This window comes from Halomonas sp. BC1, from assembly GCF_002078135.1.
In the GTDB taxonomy this organism is placed as follows: Bacteria; Pseudomonadota; Gammaproteobacteria; order Pseudomonadales; family Halomonadaceae; genus Vreelandella; species Vreelandella stevensii.
Map to the genome: position 1 here is coordinate 1 of NZ_LFGS01000003.1, position 18,506 is coordinate 18,506.

At 58.0% G+C, this 18,506-nt stretch carries 14 protein-coding genes and 1 CRISPR repeat array; of the genes, 7 read left to right on the forward strand and 7 right to left on the reverse strand.

Annotated elements, in window-relative coordinates:
• Positions 1 to 21 precede the first annotated feature (21 nt).
• The 5 genes from B7L72_RS00750 to csy1 form a co-directional block, all read right to left on the reverse strand.
• The gene (locus B7L72_RS00750) at positions 22 to 1,275 is read right to left on the reverse strand and encodes an IS256 family transposase (RefSeq protein WP_081192032.1); all 1,254 of its coding nucleotides are present in this window, start codon (positions 1,273 to 1,275) and stop codon (positions 22 to 24) included.
• 104 nt (positions 1,276 to 1,379) lie between these two features.
• Positions 1,380 to 5,367: a CRISPR direct-repeat array (repeat unit 28 nt; unit sequence TTTCTGAGCTGCCTGGGCGGCAGCGAAC).
• A 129-nt stretch (positions 5,368 to 5,496) separates the two neighbouring features.
• The gene (gene cas6f, locus B7L72_RS00755) at positions 5,497 to 6,066 is read right to left on the reverse strand and encodes a type I-F CRISPR-associated endoribonuclease Cas6/Csy4 (protein WP_081192034.1); all 570 of its coding nucleotides are present in this window, start codon (positions 6,064 to 6,066) and stop codon (positions 5,497 to 5,499) included.
• Between the two features lie 3 nt (positions 6,067 to 6,069).
• Positions 6,070 to 7,095: a type I-F CRISPR-associated protein Csy3 gene (gene csy3 / locus B7L72_RS00760; protein WP_081192036.1), complete on the reverse strand. Its 1,026-nt coding sequence runs from the start codon at positions 7,093 to 7,095 to the stop codon at positions 6,070 to 6,072.
• A 15-nt stretch (positions 7,096 to 7,110) separates the two neighbouring features.
• Positions 7,111 to 8,079: a type I-F CRISPR-associated protein Csy2 gene (gene csy2, locus B7L72_RS00765; RefSeq protein ID WP_081192038.1), complete on the reverse strand. Its 969-nt coding sequence runs from the start codon at positions 8,077 to 8,079 to the stop codon at positions 7,111 to 7,113.
• A complete protein-coding gene (gene csy1, locus B7L72_RS00770; RefSeq protein ID WP_081192040.1) occupies positions 8,072 to 9,454 on the reverse strand; it encodes a type I-F CRISPR-associated protein Csy1 in 1,383 nt (460 codons plus the stop codon). Before csy1 ends, csy2 begins: the two co-directional genes overlap by 8 nt.
• A 312-nt stretch (positions 9,455 to 9,766) precedes the next feature.
• On the opposite strand from csy1, the gene B7L72_RS00775 reads away from it, so the two are divergent.
• The gene (locus tag B7L72_RS00775; protein ID WP_081192043.1) at positions 9,767 to 10,018 is read left to right on the forward strand and encodes a toxin HicA; all 252 of its coding nucleotides are present in this window, start codon (positions 9,767 to 9,769) and stop codon (positions 10,016 to 10,018) included.
• A 16-nt stretch (positions 10,019 to 10,034) separates the two neighbouring features.
• Positions 10,035 to 10,364, forward strand: coding sequence for a type II toxin-antitoxin system HicB family antitoxin (locus B7L72_RS00780; protein WP_081192045.1), 330 nt, complete (start codon positions 10,035 to 10,037; stop codon positions 10,362 to 10,364).
• Here B7L72_RS00780 and cas3f read toward each other — a convergent pair whose 3' ends face one another.
• On the reverse strand, positions 10,365 to 13,709 hold the full coding sequence (cas3f, locus tag B7L72_RS00785; protein WP_081192047.1) for a type I-F CRISPR-associated helicase Cas3f: 3,345 nt from the start codon (positions 13,707 to 13,709) through the stop codon (positions 10,365 to 10,367).
• Complete coding sequence (cas1f, locus tag B7L72_RS00790) at positions 13,706 to 14,692, reverse strand: type I-F CRISPR-associated endonuclease Cas1f (RefSeq protein WP_062361895.1); 987 nt, start codon at positions 14,690 to 14,692, stop codon at positions 13,706 to 13,708. Before cas1f ends, cas3f begins: the two co-directional genes overlap by 4 nt.
• A gap of 208 nt (positions 14,693 to 14,900) precedes the next feature.
• On the opposite strand from cas1f, the gene B7L72_RS00795 reads away from it, so the two are divergent.
• The 5 genes from B7L72_RS00795 to B7L72_RS00810 all read left to right on the forward strand — a co-directional run bounded on the left by B7L72_RS00795 (position 14,901) and on the right by B7L72_RS00810 (position 18,437).
• Positions 14,901 to 15,518, forward strand: a complete 618-nt coding sequence (locus B7L72_RS00795) for a hypothetical protein (protein WP_081192181.1) — start codon at positions 14,901 to 14,903, stop codon at positions 15,516 to 15,518.
• Positions 15,519 to 15,676: 158 nt separating this feature from the next.
• Positions 15,677 to 15,826, forward strand: coding sequence for a hypothetical protein (locus B7L72_RS18415; protein ID WP_167385702.1), 150 nt, complete (start codon positions 15,677 to 15,679; stop codon positions 15,824 to 15,826).
• Positions 15,823 to 16,557, forward strand: a complete 735-nt coding sequence (locus B7L72_RS00800) for a metal ABC transporter ATP-binding protein (protein WP_081192049.1) — start codon at positions 15,823 to 15,825, stop codon at positions 16,555 to 16,557. The genes B7L72_RS18415 and B7L72_RS00800 overlap by 4 nt, the downstream gene beginning before the upstream one ends.
• Positions 16,541 to 17,431, forward strand: coding sequence for a metal ABC transporter permease (locus B7L72_RS00805; RefSeq protein ID WP_016915808.1), 891 nt, complete (start codon positions 16,541 to 16,543; stop codon positions 17,429 to 17,431). Before B7L72_RS00800 ends, B7L72_RS00805 begins: the two co-directional genes overlap by 17 nt.
• Before the next feature lie 22 nt (positions 17,432 to 17,453).
• Positions 17,454 to 18,437 carry a metal ABC transporter solute-binding protein, Zn/Mn family gene (locus B7L72_RS00810; RefSeq protein ID WP_081192051.1) on the forward strand — a complete coding sequence of 328 codons (984 nt, stop codon included), beginning with the start codon at positions 17,454 to 17,456 and terminating at the stop codon, positions 18,435 to 18,437.
• Positions 18,438 to 18,506 lie beyond the last annotated feature (69 nt).

The window sequence follows — 18,506 nt, forward strand, 5'->3', positions numbered from 1 at the left end:
CTCAAATCTGGTGTATGACCATCAGGCAGCGTTCCTGTCAGATTGATCTTCCACCTGTATTCCATCCTGAAACTGTACGTTATCCACGACCAGCTTCAGTTGGTCGAACCCCTTGATCCGCTTCCAGCGTTTCTGGGCGGATTGGAGCAGTTTGAACACCATCGATAACGTGGTGTCCCGGTTGCCACAGGAGCGGCTCCGCTTGGTTCTTAGCCTCACCGTGGCAAACGTGGATTCAATCGGATTGGTGGTCCGCAAGTGAATCCAGTGAGTCGCCGGAAAATCGTAGAAGGCCAGCAGCTCATCCCGGTCCTTCTCCAGGTTTTCCATGGCCTTCGGGTACTTGTCTCGGAATCGTCTCAAGGTGCTGTCGAACGCCTTGTGGGCGCTGTCTCGGGTCTCCGCCAGGTAGATTTCATGCAAGGCTGACTTCACCTTCGGTTGTACCGACTTGGGCAGCTTGTCCAACACGTTGGCGGTCTTGTGCACCCAGCACCGCTGATGCCGGGTGTCCGGAAACACCTTGCTCAGAGCCTTCCAGAAGCCCAGTGCGCCGTCGCCAACAGCCAGCTTGGGCGAGGGTTCCAAGCCACGTTCCCGCAAATCCGTGAGTAGCTCTCGCCAGCTGGCTTCGGACTCCCGGTGGCCGTCCTCCACAGCCACCAGCTCCTTGTGACCATGCTCGGTCACGCCGATGATCACCAGCAGGCAGAGCCGGTCATCCAGACGGACGTTGCTGTACACGCCGTCAGCCCACCAGTACACATAGCGTTTCTGACTCAGGTCCCGTCGCTGCCAGCCCTTGTGCTCATCAAGCCACTTCGACTTGAGCCGGGAGACCGTGTTCGCCGACAGGCCATTGGCCTGCTCGCCGACCAGCGCGCTCAGGGCCTCCTGGAAGTCACCGGAGGAAACGCCACGCAGGTAGAGCCAGGGAATCAGTTCCTCCAGACTCCGGGCGCGCTTCAGGTACGGTGGCAGTAGGTGGCTGTTGAAGCGAATACCGGAGCCACTGCGATCCCGGACTTTGGGAACCTGGACTTCTACGTCGCCGACGCCTGTCTGAACAGCGCGTTTGGGAAGGTGCCCATTACGCACCACAGCACGGCGGCCATCCGGCGTCTTGACGTCCGCGCACTGCTTCAACAGGCTCTCCAGCTCCGTCTCAACGGCCTGTGCGATCAGGTCCCGGGCACCCTGCCGGATCAACTCGTGCAACGGGTCGTTGCTGGCTACCTCTGGTTGTGAAAGAGCATGCAGGTTAGACTCGGACATGGCGTATCATTCCTCTGTTGGTTGTGATCTTGGCGGTGATCAACCAACAGGATACGCCACCCCTTCAACCTGCTTCCATACACCAGAAATCACCATAACTCCTATTTCTGAGCTGCCTGGGCGGCAGCGAACCCACTCCATCGCCAAACGATTTTATCGAGCTATTTCTGAGCTGCCTGGGCGGCAGCGAACTCGATGAGCTGGACGACACTGAACGCGGTGCGTTTCTGAGCTGCCTGGGCGGCAGCGAACGCTTTCGCCGGGGGCTGGGCGTCCTTTTGAATTTTCTGAGCTGCCTGGGCGGCAGCGAACCCTATCGCTGAAAGCCTATGAAACCTGGTCACTTTCTGAGCTGCCTGGGCGGCAGCGAACACCTACTGCATGAGCAGCGCCGTCGAAACGGATTTCTGAGCTGCCTGGGCGGCAGCGAACAGGTCATTAAAGGATGGTACGGATGGCTATTTTTTCTGAGCTGCCTGGGCGGCAGCGAACTGATAGAGAGATTCAACCATGGCAGAATTAACTTTCTGAGCTGCCTGGGCGGCAGCGAACGCTGTCGAGCAGCGTGGCGAGCATCTTCATGTTTTCTGAGCTGCCTGGGCGGCAGCGAACTACCGGAACCATTTTGCGGACGTTAGCAATATTTTCTGAGCTGCCTGGGCGGCAGCGAACCCATAGCTGGTTTTTGTATGCGCGGCGCACCTTTTCTGAGCTGCCTGGGCGGCAGCGAACACGCTAATGCAGCTCGCGTTTGCTTATAACGTTTTCTGAGCTGCCTGGGCGGCAGCGAACGGCTACCCATGCTTCACGGTTATAAACCATGTTTTCTGAGCTGCCTGGGCGGCAGCGAACGCCATCTTTCACCAAGTTCTTGTCGTGAGTATTTTCTGAGCTGCCTGGGCGGCAGCGAACGCCCTTTAGCTCAGTGGTGTCCGTGACTGAATTTTCTGAGCTGCCTGGGCGGCAGCGAACAAGCCCGCGTTTGCGGGCCAGTGATAGCGCTATTTCTGAGCTGCCTGGGCGGCAGCGAACATAATCGCGCAGCAGATTAAGCACTTCTAGCGTTTCTGAGCTGCCTGGGCGGCAGCGAACTCACGCGCCTGCGAATCGGTCAAGCTGCTGGTTTTCTGAGCTGCCTGGGCGGCAGCGAACCCGACAACGGTGGCGTTGCCGATAACGATGTTTTTCTGAGCTGCCTGGGCGGCAGCGAACCATTTATACAACCCTGAAATGCTAAACATTGATTTCTGAGCTGCCTGGGCGGCAGCGAACTCGTCGATGGTGCTGAACAGCTCGGCAATACTTTTCTGAGCTGCCTGGGCGGCAGCGAACAACAGCGCGGCCCCAGCCCACTCCCCCCGTAGTTTCTGAGCTGCCTGGGCGGCAGCGAACGCGCAGCGCTTCGCTCATCGCGGAGTCCTCCGTTTCTGAGCTGCCTGGGCGGCAGCGAACGGGTGCTGCGCTGCCAGGGTGCTGCGCTGCCATTTCTGAGCTGCCTGGGCGGCAGCGAACCGTGACGTTTTGCGGCTTCGCTGGCGGTGCGTTTTCTGAGCTGCCTGGGCGGCAGCGAACACGGATTGCCCCACTATCGCGTGGTTGTCCGTTTTCTGAGCTGCCTGGGCGGCAGCGAACTGAAGCAGTGGCACGCCGGACAGGAACAGCGCTTTCTGAGCTGCCTGGGCGGCAGCGAACCCTGGTGGCTTCATTTTCTGCGCCCTTGGTACTTTCTGAGCTGCCTGGGCGGCAGCGAACCAGTTCCCCCGGGTGCTTGCCGCCTTTGTAGTTTTCTGAGCTGCCTGGGCGGCAGCGAACGGGTGCTGCGCTGCCAGGGTGCTGCGCTGCCATTTCTGAGCTGCCTGGGCGGCAGCGAACGTCCGCGTATTTGCCCATATCGAGCGCGTTTCTTTCTGAGCTGCCTGGGCGGCAGCGAACGCTGGCGTGCTGCTGCTGGCTGGCGTGCTGCTTTTCTGAGCTGCCTGGGCGGCAGCGAACTCCGGCCGTTCAATTTCCGCTTACGTCGTGCTTTTCTGAGCTGCCTGGGCGGCAGCGAACGTTCCAGCGATAAAGCGAAGCCACGTCGACATTTTCTGAGCTGCCTGGGCGGCAGCGAACCTGGTGGTGGGCGTGCTGGCGGTGGGCGTGCTTTTCTGAGCTGCCTGGGCGGCAGCGAACGAACACTTCGCCTTCCACGGTTAGCACTGGCCTTTCTGAGCTGCCTGGGCGGCAGCGAACGAGGTTCTGGCTGAAGCGCATCACCTCGGGGCTTTCTGAGCTGCCTGGGCGGCAGCGAACAGCTGGGCGTTGGGTTGCCTGGCCTGGCTGACTTTCTGAGCTGCCTGGGCGGCAGCGAACGTGCCCGAGAGGATATCGGCGACCCGGGCCATTTTCTGAGCTGCCTGGGCGGCAGCGAACGAGGGGCCGGTGTCCCGGAATCTACGACTCCATTTCTGAGCTGCCTGGGCGGCAGCGAACCCCAGCCCGTGCTTTCCTTGGACGCGGCTGCCTTTCTGAGCTGCCTGGGCGGCAGCGAACGTGCTAACCGTGGAAGGCGAAGTGTTCGACTTTTTCTGAGCTGCCTGGGCGGCAGCGAACTGGGGGATTGAATCAGACACAGGCGCGTACCTTTTCTGAGCTGCCTGGGCGGCAGCGAACATGATGATCAGCAACAACTTGCTGCGCTACACTTTCTGAGCTGCCTGGGCGGCAGCGAACATGCGGCGGTTAGTCTCATTGGTGATATTTTTTTTCTGAGCTGCCTGGGCGGCAGCGAACGCGTCCCAGCCGTCGCGCAGTGCTACCCTGCATTTCTGAGCTGCCTGGGCGGCAGCGAACGATCCTCCATCAGCCCGGCGGCGGCGGAGGTATTTCTGAGCTGCCTGGGCGGCAGCGAACGAATGAAATTTCCAGATTGGCTGCCCGTGTACTTTCTGAGCTGCCTGGGCGGCAGCGAACCCGGTGGCGCAGGGCCTCGGCGTCGGTGTTCATTTCTGAGCTGCCTGGGCGGCAGCGAACTCCCCATTGGGGCTTGATGCCGGTGCCGACCATTTCTGAGCTGCCTGGGCGGCAGCGAACGGCAGACTCCTGTGCAGCGGGGTTTGCGTTGATTTCTGAGCTGCCTGGGCGGCAGCGAACGCGGCGGTACCGGTCACTCGGGTATGCACTTTTTTCTGAGCTGCCTGGGCGGCAGCGAACGAAGGTCAGCCGTTGCGTGAAATTCTGGCAGCTTTCTGAGCTGCCTGGGCGGCAGCGAACGCGCGGTGGCGTCACGGCTGACCGGGCTGTTGTTTCTGAGCTGCCTGGGCGGCAGCGAACCGCCCGTGCGGTTCAACGTCGTCAGCGCTGGCTTTCTGAGCTGCCTGGGCGGCAGCGAACGGGTTGCGTCTGCGCATAATGTGATGGAATTATTTCTGAGCTGCCTGGGCGGCAGCGAACCTGGCTTGCCTACACCTCTATTTGAGGTGCATTTTCTGAGCTGCCTGGGCGGCAGCGAACAACCCCGTTGACGCCGCGCTGCACTACAACGTTTTCTGAGCTGCCTGGGCGGCAGCGAACCGCGCCTGCGCGATCCATTGCGCCGGACAGTTTTTCTGAGCTGCCTGGGCGGCAGCGAACGATGAGATTCTATGGGAGTCGTTCATCGAAGCTTTCTGAGCTGCCTGGGCGGCAGCGAACCGGTAGAGGCCAAAACAAAGCTATAGCAGGGATTTCTGAGCTGCCTGGGCGGCAGCGAACGCTGAGCTGATCAGCTGCTATGTAGTCAGCCTTTTCTGAGCTGCCTGGGCGGCAGCGAACGAGGCGCCCTGTGACGATGTCTAGGTCCGCATTTTCTGAGCTGCCTGGGCGGCAGCGAACATGTTCTTGCCCGGCGGTACTCCGGCACGTTTTTTCTGAGCTGCCTGGGCGGCAGCGAACACATCTGCCCCGCCGTTTTCTGGTTCCACACATTTCTGAGCTGCCTGGGCGGCAGCGAACCTTATGCGACGGCATCAACAATGTCTTTTGCATTTCTGAGCTGCCTGGGCGGCAGCGAACGACACAACGCGCACGCTAACCGTTGATGTGCATTTCTGAGCTGCCTGGGCGGCAGCGAACTAGAGTATATCAAAATTAATGTGCTGATTGTTAAAGAGCTTTCATCAAAAAAAGCGGCATTACCCTTTCAGGAGCAATACCGCTAAGCCATTGATTTTTAGCTGCCTATTTTCATGTTAGAAAAAAGGGTCAAAACCAGGGCACGGTGGCGCTGGGGCTCAAGCCGTAATGGCTGAATGTGCCTTCCGATGAAGACGCTGCAGGTTTGCCATGTTCAATAAACAGGTTGAAACGCTGCTGAGTAGATCGGCTATTGATCTGCACAAACGGTAGCTCAATTCGCCGAGCCGCCACTTTGGCGTAAATGCTCCTTGCCTCCTCTTCGCTAATGCTGTGCCGTTTGGCATAACGCTTGGCACGGCTCTCGCTGCCCGTGTTGAACTGCTTCCGCGCCACGTTGATATGCTGAGCACCCGCAGGAACTTCCAACACTTCGCTTACCTGCGTGTGATCCCGCATGCCTGTCAGCCAATCCATACCCATCAGCTGCTTTAGTCGCTCATGGGTGCCATGCAAGCGCAAATGGCTGCCTAACGTGCGGGCACGAACACCGTGTTTATGGACTGGAAAGCTCACGCCTAGATCCGTTGCCTGTAGGTCGAATAGCGCTCGATGCAACTTGTTGTATAGCGCACCCATCAGCATGGCTTCGGGAAAGTCGGGGTCGGGCCTGAGCCGGATATCAATGTAATAATCCATGGCTTACCCCGCTTCGCCGAACACGCCACCACGGATGAGTGTTGCCATCACAAAGTGCTGGTTTTCCTTGGAAGGCACTTGGTCTTTGATCATCCAGTTATCCAGCAGTGAGTAAAAGTCGGCCTTCTGCTTGGGCTGGCGGTACGCTTTGCCCTGGGTGGTCACTGAACCATAAGGCTCGACAGCAATAGGCCCAAGATCTTCATCGCTTTCATTGGGGTACCAGGTGTCGATGGTACGGATGGCATTACCCAGCTTCTGCGAGTGAATACCGGCAATATCGCTGACGTGGTAAAGCGTTTTGCTTTTGTCGCCTCGGCCTCGGTCAAGAATCAGCTCTTGAGAAGGGAATACTTCTTGACCACTGCCCATGCGGACATAGGCCACCACTTCTAGCAGCAAGTGCTGCTCGCCCGCCAACGCAGCGGCGATGACACCCGCAAGCTCTTTAAGCTCGGCAGTATCCTCGAAGGCACGCAACGAAAGTGACAGTGCATCAAACGTCCACTCTTTGGTGGCTTTACCCTGTTCCAACTGGCGAATACTCACTTCTACTTGCTCTGCGCCCATGCGGTTACGCCACAGAAAGCGGCCATTAGCGAGGTTGTTGGCGTAACGGTGCGCCAGCTCGCCGAAGCCTTGAGCTTGCTTATACTCGGCAACGGCCTGTTCCAACTTGGCCTGGTACTCAGCGTTATTACAGGCTGACGGTGTTCCCGCACCGGATAATACGCGCAGGGTGAAGCGTGCCACCAGGGTATCTGCATCATGGGGCAACGTGGCCACATCGACGGTTTGTAGGTTGGGGTTTTCAATCGCGGCATCTAGCTTGGCTGGGTCCTGGTCTTTGGCTTTCAAGCGATTGGAAATCGTGCCGCGCACCGACTTTTCACGCACCCTAACCGGCTGCCATTGCGGTTCATCTTGCCGCTTATACCAATGGCTGGCGTACAGCAGCGCATCGGAAGGGTCGAGCTTGCGTTCGAAGGCGAGGACAGAAGCGGTTTTAAGGGTATCGTTTTTAGCCATGATAAAGCTCCTTGTTTACTGTGCTGAGGTGCGAAGGTGATAGTCGTTATTGAGACGGTAGAGGCCCGCTTCTTCGTCGTTATCAACGTACCAAAGCAGGTCTTCAGGTTGCTTCATACGGTGCGGGCTAACCCACTCACCGATGGAGTAGAGACTTTCGACAAAGCGGAAAGGGGTCTTGGTATCGCGGGCGTTAGCGACTTCACCTGGCTGGAAAAGATCTGAAATAGCGCCATAACCCACTGGAATAGGCACCAACCAGCCACGATAGGGACGCTGCGCCTGCCAAACGGGCTTTTCGTTGGGTTTGCCTTCGTTCTCTAGCGTACAAACATGGTTAAGACGGGAAAGGTCTAGCCACGCATCCAGTAAGCTGGCTTCTGAGTTTTGCTGTTGCAGTGTTTGAAGGTGCTCGGTGAGGTAGTCATCACGCAGGGTGAGAGCAAAGCCCGGTAGCCAGCGCCGCTTTAAGCGCGCGAACTGCTTTTGCCGCTCTTCTTCATCGTCATCAAGCGTGACCCATTGCGGACGTTGTTTATGGGTTGGCACCGCACGGTTAGGGATGACACTGCCTCCGGCAATGCGCATGCCCGCTACAATCTCTCCGATTTTTTTAGCGATATTCTCATGCTCGCTTTCTTCAGCGCCGGTATCAATTGTAAAGATTAGCGTGATATCCAGATGGACACGCCCTTCTTCTACAATCGCTGCCGTACCACCTGTCTTATCCACCGGATTACGCGTCAGGTGAAAGCCACGGATGTAACCACCCTCAGTGGCCTGGGCTTCAAAGTCATGGCAAATAACCCCAACGCGGTCTAACGACACGGGAATACTCGCCTCTACCAGCTTCCGCTCCAGAGCATGCATCAAGCCCACAAATGCACTCATGGCAGGAAAGCCCCAGGTCATGGGGCTGGAAATCGCGTTGGCGTTTTGCACTCGCAGGCGCGGCAGAACCAAAAGGTTTTTTACTTTACTCATCGTCATCACCTCCTGGCAGGTTGGTTAAGTCTTCCATTAGGCTTTCCATCCAGCGGCGATCACGATCAAGTAAACGTTGATGGGTTGCATCTTTCTCTAGCGCTTTCTTCCAGTGGCGGAATTCCACATCACCCAAAGGCAGCTTTCCGCCTAACGCGGTATTGAGCCAATTAGCGAATCGATGGCGAATATCGTCTGCCCATTCCATGCTGTTTCGCGCTTCACGAAAAGCAATATCACCTTCAGCACGACCGGGGTCTAGCCAATACATTTCTTCTACTGGTAATTCACACTTTTCATCGTCGCTCCACCCCGATGGCAGGCTATGCATCTGCATGGCAAACAGCGCCAGCTCGTCCATCAACATGGCGGTGTAGTCATCGCGCAGGTCGCGGGTGTGCATGTCTGGCGTAGGGTTCGTTTCAAGAAACTGTTTGAGGTCTCTAACCAGCGAGCGCACGTCTGAACGACTGCCAAAGATGCCAGGGTGAGAGAATACCGTCGCGGTTTTCAGCGGCGGACGAATATCTCGAACATTCCAACTGGGTGGCATGGAGGCCAGCAAATAGTTATTGCCACCCCGTTCGCTATTCAGCTGCGAGATATTCTGCGGCTTGGTACCGCCCATTTTCTGTGCAGCCAAGTTGGGGTAGCTGTGCACGGCCTGCCCAGCGTACTTGCCTTCTCGCTTGGCCTTACGTGCCTCTTTGGCCTCTTCGCTAAAGCGATCATGGTTAATGGTTTGGAATACACGGTGCGCCAGCGAAGTGGCGTAAAGCGGTGCGAGCAGATGAAAATTCTCAGCATCATTTTCCAGGTCTGCTGCATCCTCCCCCACCAGCCAATAGAGCTGTTTGCCTCGGGTATGTGAGGCATGCTCTCCACGCGGTTCGGTAATCGCCGCAAAGGCTTTGATCCATGCTTGAGCCTGCTCAGGATTGGCGCTTAACGCCTTTGCCAGCTCAGAGTCGTTTTCCAGCACCCGCTCAAGCAGTGACTTCCCTTCGAGTTGCAGCTTCAAGAACTTATAAACATCCAGGGCGGCAGCGTTCCCCACCACATCGCCCGCAAAATCAGCGGATAGCGTGTGGCTGCCAACCAGAGAATGGTTATTTAGCGATTCAGGTGGGGCGTAAAGATTGGAGCCTTTGGCATCCGGGTGAATCGGCTTGAGAGAATGGGTGACGACTTGCAGTTGACCAACGCGCCTGGCTGCATCGTTGATCCAAGTATCGAATTGGAATTGCTCAACCAGCGCTTGGTATTTTGGATCGTCGGGAGTTAGCTTTTCTGCCTTGGTATCGAAGCGCTCCTTCAGAAAGCGCTGGATTACCAATTTGAGTCCTTGCCCCTCACTTTCGGTACTTTCAAGCATAAATTCCCCCTCTAATCATATTTTTACACTGTAGCCTGAACAGCTCTGACAACAGCCCTTCTACACAGCAAAAAATCGCGAGCACAAGAACCATCCTACTATCGCACGCTTATAAAATCAAAAAGGCTTGACTACCTGCTCCAAGGCTCCTAACCTTCATTTCTGACTGCCGAGAAGGTAGCTCAGCAATACTATCGCACGCCTTATATTTGCATTTGGCAATGTCCTGCCGAACAGGCAGCAGACTCATCATGGCAGCGTGACATACATCCAATACAGTACTATTATTAGTACTACTATTTGAGAGCGCTTATGGCAAAGCTTGATAAGCTTCTGGATAAAGCACGTCGACAGCCTCAAAGCATGAGCTTCGACGAATTGGCCTATTTATGCGATCACTACTTTGGTCCTCCTCGCCAGCAAAAAACCAGCCATCGAGTGTACAAAACACCTTGGCCCCGCGACCCTCGCGTTAATATTCAGCGAGGGAAAAATGGAGAAGCCAAGGCTTATCAGGTACGCCAAGCGCTCGCTGCCATTGATAAATTATCGTCATCAGCATGACGATGGGAGTCGCACCATGGTGAACCATACCCATTACACCTACCGCATCCGCTGGTCCGAAGAAGATGACCAATTCGTTGGTTTATGCGCCGAACTACCCAGCCTCTCCTGGCTTGCAGATACTCACCAAGAAGCGCTGGAAGGTATTCTGTCTCTGGTGGCCGACGTAGTGGCCGACATGGAGGCTGAAGGAGAAACACCACCGCTCCCACTGTCTGAACGCCACTACTCTGGTCGTTTTAATGTGCGCATTCCCCCAGAAAAACACCGCGAGCTTGCGATCAAGGCAGCAGAGGAAAATATCAGCCTCAACCGCTTAATCAGTGATCGGCTCGCGAACGTATAGCTAGTTACTCCGCCAAAACCCCAACACAGGGTGATACACCCATCGCTGATTTCTAGCCGAAGCAGTTACCGTGCCGAAGGTACGGGCGGCGCGATCCAGGGAGATATCAAGGTCTTCCGCCAAGTCAGCCAGCGCCGTTAAATAGTCGGTTGAACCCCAGGGATGTATCCGCTCGCCCTGCTCTTTTTCTAGCGCTACCCGCACCAGCAGGCTCTCTTCCACCGGTACGTAGAGCTTTTCGCCTCGCCTTGCGCCATCATCGACACGGTGTAGCGTCCAGGTTTCACCGCCCTCATCGGGCAGCAGCGCTAGCGTGATTTCGTATTCGAGCTGTTTGCGAAAGGGGTCGCGCTGTATCAATACACCCGTCAAATGCAGTTGCGGCATCACATGCCAGCTGTAGGCTCCTAACGGCGGTGGTTTGGGCGTTTTGCCGATTCGTAGCTCTTTTTTGGTCAATGGCTCGGCGGGCTGCTCGATCATCAGTTGATGCAGCCGCTCATGCTCCAGGTCGACAAGACTATCTTTGGCGCGCAGCACTTCCCGCGCCAGCACGCGGGGGCGGGCATCGATCACCTGGTACTCATCTTGCGTTAACAGCTCACTAAGCGAGTGGCTACTTAGCCGCCATTGCAGATCTGTTTCAAAGCCGGGTTTGTGGAAAGCGGGTTTTCCAGGCTGCTCTAAATGTTTGAGGTTGGTATCGAGCAGCAAAATATTGGGCGAATCACACGCCTGCTCGCGGTGTCGTCGAACGCGGCCAGCCAACTGGATAATCGAGCGCATGGACGATGGTTCGACAATGGCCCAGTCGTAGTCGTGGTCGCGCCCCACCTCAGTGACTGGCGAGCCTAGAACGATAAACAGATGGTCTTGCTCTTCGCTGCCATCCAGAAGGTGACGAATATCCGGCTGTTGAAACACGCGCTCGGGGTCGGCCCGTTGCAGCGTTTTATCTAATCGGCGTTCAATCTCCGAGCGCATGACCAACGGATGACGAGAGTGGTAGACGCAGAGGTGAATGCGAAAACCCTCCGGCGCGCCCTGTTGAAACAGCGCTCTAGCAACATCCACCAAGGGATCAATATTAGCCATGCGAACCAAGCCAAAGCTGACGCGCTTGTCCGAGTGTGGGTCAACGGAATGATGCTGCTGGTGGAGTGCTAGCGCATTTTGACGCAGCAGGGTCGCAATCGTTGGCCTTACCTCTTCAGGGCGTTTGCTCAACGGCGGTAACGCTAAAATATCTGCACGGCGGCGTACTGGGCTTTTGGCCAAACGTTCTAAGCGGCGCTTGGCAAAAGCGTTGTGTGCGGCCTTGAAGGTCTCGCTACTGGCGCAGTTTTCATGCTGGCGGTCATGCTCGTCGAACCAGGCACAGCAAATATCCACCGCCAAGCCTGGTTCGCCACGATGGCGTTGAAAAGCTTCACGACCGCTTCGGTAGGCTTCATACAACCCTTCAACCAGCGCAGGCGGCAAGGTGGCCGATGAAAGCAGCACCCGTGAACCTAGCAGCCCAGCCCAATTGACGAGCCGGGTAAGCGCCGGCAGGTCGTTGATATCGAAATCGTCTATTTCATCGAGCACCAGGTCGCTGCTCATTAAGCGCAGCATGGGCACGATCTGACGTCCACCCCGAATGCTCTCGGTGGCTGGCACTAGGTGGTCAACGGTACATACCAAAATGGGCGCAGCGATCAGCGCGCGAGTGCCCGGCTCATCGCTCAAGCGGCGCAGCACCGGGTGATTATCAAAATTACCGTCGAACACCACGTGAGCATCTTCTTCGATCAACGCCTGTTGCGACGCCGAGCCTCGGGCTTCAGCCTGCTGCTCATAGTGTTCGAATAGGGCTTTATTGGCACTTCCCCCTACGCGTACGGCGAGTTCGTCTTCCCCTAAATTCAAGCGATCTCGTAAAGCCTGGCCAGTTTGAAGCGTCAGGGTGCGTAGCCCCAGCGCAATGCTAAACCGCGCGCCCTGCTGAGGGTCAGCCAACGCATACATGATGCGCCCATTGGCGAGGGTTTTACCGCACCCGGTGGACGCCATGTTAATGCCAAAAAATCCTTGGCGCTGGCTGCGCTCCCTTAGCGACTGGGCAAGATCAAACGCTTTATCTTGCCAGCGAAAACGTGGGTGGCTACTGCGCTTACGGAACCCTTTGTGGCGCGCTAAACGGGGTAAGTGGCTGTCGACGCTGGGTAGCGCGCGAGCAACCGCCGCCGCATGTTTCTCAACCCCCAGAATATGCTCATCCAATGGCTGGTTGGGCTTGCCAGTTTTGCGCACGGTATTGGCAATTAACGGGTAGCTGGGCTCGCCGCGCACGCGATGCTGGAGGTCTTCAAGGCTTGAGTAGTGGTGGTCGGCCAACATCAAGCTAAGCCGTGCCAAGTGCATGACATAGCGGCTTTCCAACCAGTGGCAACCACTGGGCAGCCGTGCCTGTAATCGCCTGGCAAGCTTTGAGGCACGCTCACGCCAACGTGGCGTACTAACAGGCAACCCGCCCTTGAACTGCCAGTAGGGCGCAATGCGTTTAGGGTCCTGGGTCTCGGGAAGCTCGTTCCATTCGGCATGAATAGAAGCAAACAGCCCGCCTAGTTGCTCCGATTGAAGTGGCGTATTTCCTCTGCCCCAACGCCGTTCAGCCTCGCCATCGCGTTCCGGTGGCTTTAACGGTAGCCGATGGTGGCTAAGCACTAGCCAACCCAGCGCAGCCGCCAACGGGGGTAAACGGCTAAATACCGCAGAGGCGGGTGTATCTATCCCGTCACGCTCTAATCCACCCAGCCAGTCTTGCTCTTGATAACTGCCTTCAGCCAAGCGCGCCAACCAGGAGGCATCGTCATCACTTCCCACGAATGCCTGGAACAGGCGTAGGGATATCCACTCATGGCGGTATAAATTGCGCCCTTCCAACTTGCCCTTGAGCCGCTGCTGAAAGGCATCACAGGCTTTCCCCAAATCATGCAGCAACGCAGCCAGCGCGGTGAGCAGGAGAATATCTTCGCCGTTGTGCCAATCATTTTCATCGCGGCGTCGCAGGATATCTCGGGCGGTGGTGTTGGTCGGTACGGCGCCATTGAGATTGAACTGGGCAGCATCCCCCACCACCCACATCAACTCACTGTGGTCGTGGCCACGAATCCAGTGGCAGGCAACGGCGGTATTCTTGCGGGCGGTTTTGCGCAGCAGCTTACGCAGCGTATCCAGCCCGGCCTGGGTAATCGGCGTTTGCCACGTGCGGTCGCCCCGGCGTTCGGCAAACTGGTCGAGGATACGGCGCGTTTCTTTCAGAGCATTTTTATTGCACTGGGAAATCAGCAGCACGTTCATGAATCGACGCTCCCCAGTTCTTGCCCCAGCGCCTGGGCGACTTCCTTGAGCGTATCGATCATGAAGTCGAGGGATTCAGTGCGGGTCAAGCGTTCGATGCAGGCTTGGCGGAACTCCTGCTCTTCATCGCCGCGCATGGCGGAAATGAACGCTTGGGGCAGAATCACCGCGTCTTTCACCAGATCCGCCACATCGAACACTAGCCCACCTCTGCGGGTTTTACCGTGGAGTACCGCCAGGCCGTGGGGAATGCCCAATACCCAAGTGGCGGTCGCCGCCAAGCCATAGGCCAGGTAGTTGCCATGATCGAGAAAACGGTTGGCGGGGTCGGTACCCGCGCCGCGCTTGGCGCGGGTGAAGTCGCCGTAATCAACGGCGTTCACCGCTAGCTTAAACAGCGTTTTGGTCAAGCGCGCTTCCAGGGTGAGCAGGTCAACCGTGCTGGGGGCTTGCTTGATGGCTTCGCGATGATGGGTGAGTGCGCTGTGCAGGTGATCGGTGGCAATAGTAAAGCCTGCGTCTTTCATCACTCGGCTTGTCCACAGCGCTTCGATACGGGCCAAGCGCGCCTGCTGAAAGGCGCGCGCAGCATCCAGGCGTTTGGCATCATCAAACCAGAGGCGTACCCAGTATTGGAGATACTCCGTGGGCCGGTACTCGCTTTGTGGCGTCAGCCAGGCAACGTCCACATCCACTTCATTGGCGGCAAACAGCGGTGTGCCACCGCCACCACAAAACCCGACCAGTACGCCTGCCTTGGCGAGTTCGCGCATGGCCGCTTGGGTAATCGAGGTGCCTGTGCCCAGCAGTATCGAGGTGGTATTGGCAATGGGAATATTCCAGTAGCGCGACTTGCTACCTTCATCGGTGACGTACTCTACCCGCCCACCGTTCACCAACACTCGGCAGTGCTGGAGGTAGTACAGGTTCGCACGCTTGGAGTGCAGGATGGTTTTAAGATCAGAAGGTGAAAAGTCATCCATGGCGGCTCTCCTATTGTTCTTGCCACCATCTAAGCACCCTTCGCCCTGAAACACCATTGATCCTCATCACGCTTTGCCTACCCACTTTCCACGCTCATGGCACCTTTCCGCCGTGCTACGCTTAGCACTATCGTTTCGGTGACTCAGGTGTTTGGCCATGCAATTACGGCAACGTGTACAGAAGATGTTGGCGGCGGGGGCGTTGCTGATGCTGACACTGCCCTCCCAGGCGCAAACTGGAAATGAGTGGGCCACGTACGACCGCGTGTTCGAGAACGGGGCGCGTCAGGCGCAGTGGTGGGAGGCGGGCTGGAGCGGCATTTACGCGGCCAGCCTGGTGGTCGATGCCTACCAGTCCAGCGAGGCCAGCAGCCGAGATGACCGTTTCGATGCGCGCATTGGCGTGGTGAAGTCGGCGCTGGCGCTGGCGGGGACGCTCACCGATCGCCAACCACATCGGGCGGCGCTGGCAGAGTATGAGCGGCTGAAGGCCCAGGGCGAGTTGAGCGGGGTGCAGGCGTTGGGCCTGCAGTTGGCCCAGGCAGAACGCGAACGCCGTGGCTGGGAAGCGCGGGTCAGCTCTCTGGTGGTGAACAGCGTGGCCGGCGCGGTGATTGCGGCCGATGGCCGGGAGCGGGATGGCGCGGTCAATTTTGCCACCGGCATGCTGATCAATGAATTACAGATCTGGACCCAGCCCCATCAGGCGTCCCGCGCGATCAACCACTTCCAACCGGCCCGTGTGTCGCTGGGCCCGGTTACGCTGGAAGGCGAATATGCCCTGCTGGTTACCCCTCAACAGCTGAGCGCGACCTGGCGGTTCTGAAGGTGGGCCAGGCTGCTTTTCGTGCTCGGCTTGCCGGGCACTTTTTATAGGTACGCTTGTCGTTGTCAGGGCCGCATGAGCGCGTAAAATATGCGGCTCTTTTTTTGTTTCTCTATTCGTTATGTTATAACTTATTTATTCGTGAGTGAGGTTGCTCGATGAGTGAGCACATGCATCGCCATAACAAGGAAGGTCCTTGTCATTTTTCGCTGATGTCGTTGTCGGCCACCAAACGGCTGGGGTTGGTTGCCCTTCCCCTGCTGGCGTTGTGGGGGCTGGTGGCGTGGGCAGGCGGGTGGCCGCTATGAGTGAGCGTTCCTCTTCTCGCCTGCAACTGCACGACCTGCACCTGGCACAGGGAGGGCGCACCGTGCTGGAGCATGTAGACGGCGACATCAAGCGCGGCGCGATCACCGCGCTGATTGGTGCGAACGGTGCCGGTAAAAGCACGCTGATTCAGGCCATTATGGGTGAGCTTCGGCCGATTAGCGGCAAGGTGGTATGCACGGTGGATAAAGCGCGCCGTGCCTGGCTGCCCCAGCAGCTGGCGTTAGACCTCACCTTCCCCATGAGCGTGGAAGAGCTGGTGATGACCGGCAGCTGGCCAAGCCATGGGGCCATGAAAGGTTACTGCGCGGCGCACTACCGCAAGGGGCGCGAGATCATGGCGCGGCTGGGCATCTCCCATTTGGCACATCGGCCACTGGGCGAGCTGTCCGGCGGCCAGCGCCAGCGGGCGCTGATTGGCCGCACGCTGATGCAGGAAGCCGAGCTGCTGCTGCTGGATGAGCCGTTCGCCAACGTGGATAGCGACACAGTGGATATCTTGATCCGTATCCTGCGCCAGATGGCCGATGAAGGCGTGACGATCATCATCGTGCTGCACGACATGGACCACCTGCGCCGCCTGGCCGATGAGGTGCTGATGCTGAGCGACGGCCATGGCCGTTGGGTGGCGCCGAGTGCCTTGCACACGCAGCATGCCCCCGCCCAAGTGGCGCCCTTCTCGTTGGGAGGTCGTCATGCTGGCACTGCTTGACGCGTGGTTTATCGCGCCGTTCGATTACGGATTCATGCGCCGCGCCGTGGTGGGTGGGCTGGCACTTTCCTTGGCCGCGCCGCCGCTGGGCGTGTTTCTGGTGCTGCGCGGCATGAGCCTGATTGGCGATGCCATGGCCCATGCCATTTTGCCGGGGGTGGCGCTGGGCTTTTTGCTGGCGGGGTTTTCGCTGCCGGTGATGAGTGTGGGCGGCGTGCTGTTCGGGCTCTTGGTGGCGCTACTGGCCGGGGCCGTTTCCAAAATGGGCGGCCAGCGGGAAGACGCAGCCATGGCGAGTTTTTTCATCATTTCGTTGGCGGCGGGCGTCATGTTGATTTCCATGGGCGGCAGCAGCGTGGATTTAACCCACGTGCTGTTTGGCTCCATTCTGGCCATCAACTCGACCGCCCTGCTGCTGATTGCCGGTATCAGCACGCTCATCGTGGTCACGCTGGCGGTGATTTTCCGCTCGCTGGTGGTGGAGTGCCTGGACCCGCTTTTCTTGCGCGGCCAAAGCCACCGCAGTGGCTGGGTGCATAGCGTGTTTCTGGGGCTGCTGGTGCTGAACCTGACGGCGGGCTTCCAAACCCTGGGCACGCTGATGGCCGTGGGGCTGATGATGCTGCCCGCCACGGCAGCCCGGTTCTGGAGCAAGCGGCTGGAAGGTTTGATCGGCATCGCGGTGGTGCTGGCCATGGTGTCGAGCACTGGCGGGCTGCTGCTGTCGTTCCATTTTGACACCCCTTCGGGGCCAAGCATTATCCTGCTCGCAGGGGTGGCTTACTTGTTGTCAGCGCTGTTTGGCCGCTATCACAGCTTAGCGGCCAAGCTGCGACGCAAGACCACGCCACTCGCCCTGGAGCAGACATCCTGATCATTCACTAAAGGAGTTTGTCATGTCCCTTTCCCATACGTCCCGCTGGCTGGTAGGCGTTTCGGCCATGCTGGCCCTGCCTGCCGCCATCGCCAATGAGCGTGTGCAGGTGGTCACCAGCTTCTCGATTCTGGCCGATATGGTCGAGAACGTGGGCGGCGAGCATGTCGAGGTCACTTCCCTGGTCGGCCCTGACGGCGATGCACACGTCTACTCGCCGCGCCCAGGTGATGCCCGTGCACTGGCCGAGGCCGACCTGGTGGTCTTCAACGGCCTGCTGTTCGAAGGCTGGATGGAGCGACTGATCGACTCCAGCGACTATCAAGGCCCGGTGGTCACCGCAACGGATGGCATCAACGCCCTGGCCTACGCGGGCCATGACGATCATGGGCATGACGATCACGACCACGATCATGGACATGACCACAGTCACGGTCATGACCACGAGCACGGCGACGATGATCCCCATGCCTGGCAGGACATGACCCAGGCGCGGGTCTACGTCGAGAACATCCGCGACGGTTTGATGGAAGTCGATGCGGACAACGCCGAGCAGTACCAGGCCAATGCCGATCGCTACCTGGCTGACATGGCGGAGCTGGATGCCGAAATTCGTGCGCTGATCAGTGAGATCCCGGCTTCCGCCAGCGTCATCACCGGCCACGACTCCTTCGGTTACTTCTCCCGTGCCTATGGGGTCAACTTCCTGTCGCCGGTGGGGCTCTCTACCGAAGCAGACCCCAGCGGCGCCAGCATGGCAGCGCTGGTGGACGTGATCGAGCAGGCGAACGTTCAGGCGCTGTTCCACGAGAACATGACCAACCAGTCCATTATCGTGCAACTGGCCGAAGAAACCGGCCTGCCCATTGCAGGCACGCTTTACGCGGATGCGCTGGCCAGTGAGGGCGATGCCAGCACTTACTTGGGCATGATGCGCCACAACGCCACGGTGCTGCACGCCGCCCTGGCCGAACCGGGCCACGATGATCATGGTCATCGTCACTGATCGCTACCGTGAAGAAAAAATACCGCCTCGCTGGCGGTATTTTTTTGCATTGCATTTTATCCGCGAGAT

Bases quoted from the DNA above. Each gene is read 5' to 3' on its own strand.
- B7L72_RS00750 (WP_081192032.1), bottom strand. From the start codon at position 1,275: ATGTCCGAGTCTAACCTGCATGCTCTTTCACAACCAGAGGTAGCCAGC.
- cas6f (WP_081192034.1), bottom strand. From the start codon at position 6,066: ATGGATTATTACATTGATATCCGGCTCAGGCCCGACCCCGACTTTCCC.
- csy3 (WP_081192036.1), bottom strand. From the start codon at position 7,095: ATGGCTAAAAACGATACCCTTAAAACCGCTTCTGTCCTCGCCTTCGAA.
- csy2 (WP_081192038.1), bottom strand. From the start codon at position 8,079: ATGAGTAAAGTAAAAAACCTTTTGGTTCTGCCGCGCCTGCGAGTGCAA.
- csy1 (WP_081192040.1), bottom strand. From the start codon at position 9,454: ATGCTTGAAAGTACCGAAAGTGAGGGGCAAGGACTCAAATTGGTAATC.
- B7L72_RS00775 (WP_081192043.1), top strand. From the start codon at position 9,767: ATGGCAAAGCTTGATAAGCTTCTGGATAAAGCACGTCGACAGCCTCAA.
- B7L72_RS00780 (WP_081192045.1), top strand. From the start codon at position 10,035: ATGGTGAACCATACCCATTACACCTACCGCATCCGCTGGTCCGAAGAA.
- cas3f (WP_081192047.1), bottom strand. From the start codon at position 13,709: ATGAACGTGCTGCTGATTTCCCAGTGCAATAAAAATGCTCTGAAAGAA.
- cas1f (WP_062361895.1), bottom strand. From the start codon at position 14,692: ATGGATGACTTTTCACCTTCTGATCTTAAAACCATCCTGCACTCCAAG.
- B7L72_RS00795 (WP_081192181.1), top strand. From the start codon at position 14,901: ATGCTGACACTGCCCTCCCAGGCGCAAACTGGAAATGAGTGGGCCACG.
- B7L72_RS18415 (WP_167385702.1), top strand. From the start codon at position 15,677: ATGAGTGAGCACATGCATCGCCATAACAAGGAAGGTCCTTGTCATTTT.
- B7L72_RS00800 (WP_081192049.1), top strand. From the start codon at position 15,823: ATGAGTGAGCGTTCCTCTTCTCGCCTGCAACTGCACGACCTGCACCTG.
- B7L72_RS00805 (WP_016915808.1), top strand. From the start codon at position 16,541: ATGCTGGCACTGCTTGACGCGTGGTTTATCGCGCCGTTCGATTACGGA.
- B7L72_RS00810 (WP_081192051.1), top strand. From the start codon at position 17,454: ATGTCCCTTTCCCATACGTCCCGCTGGCTGGTAGGCGTTTCGGCCATG.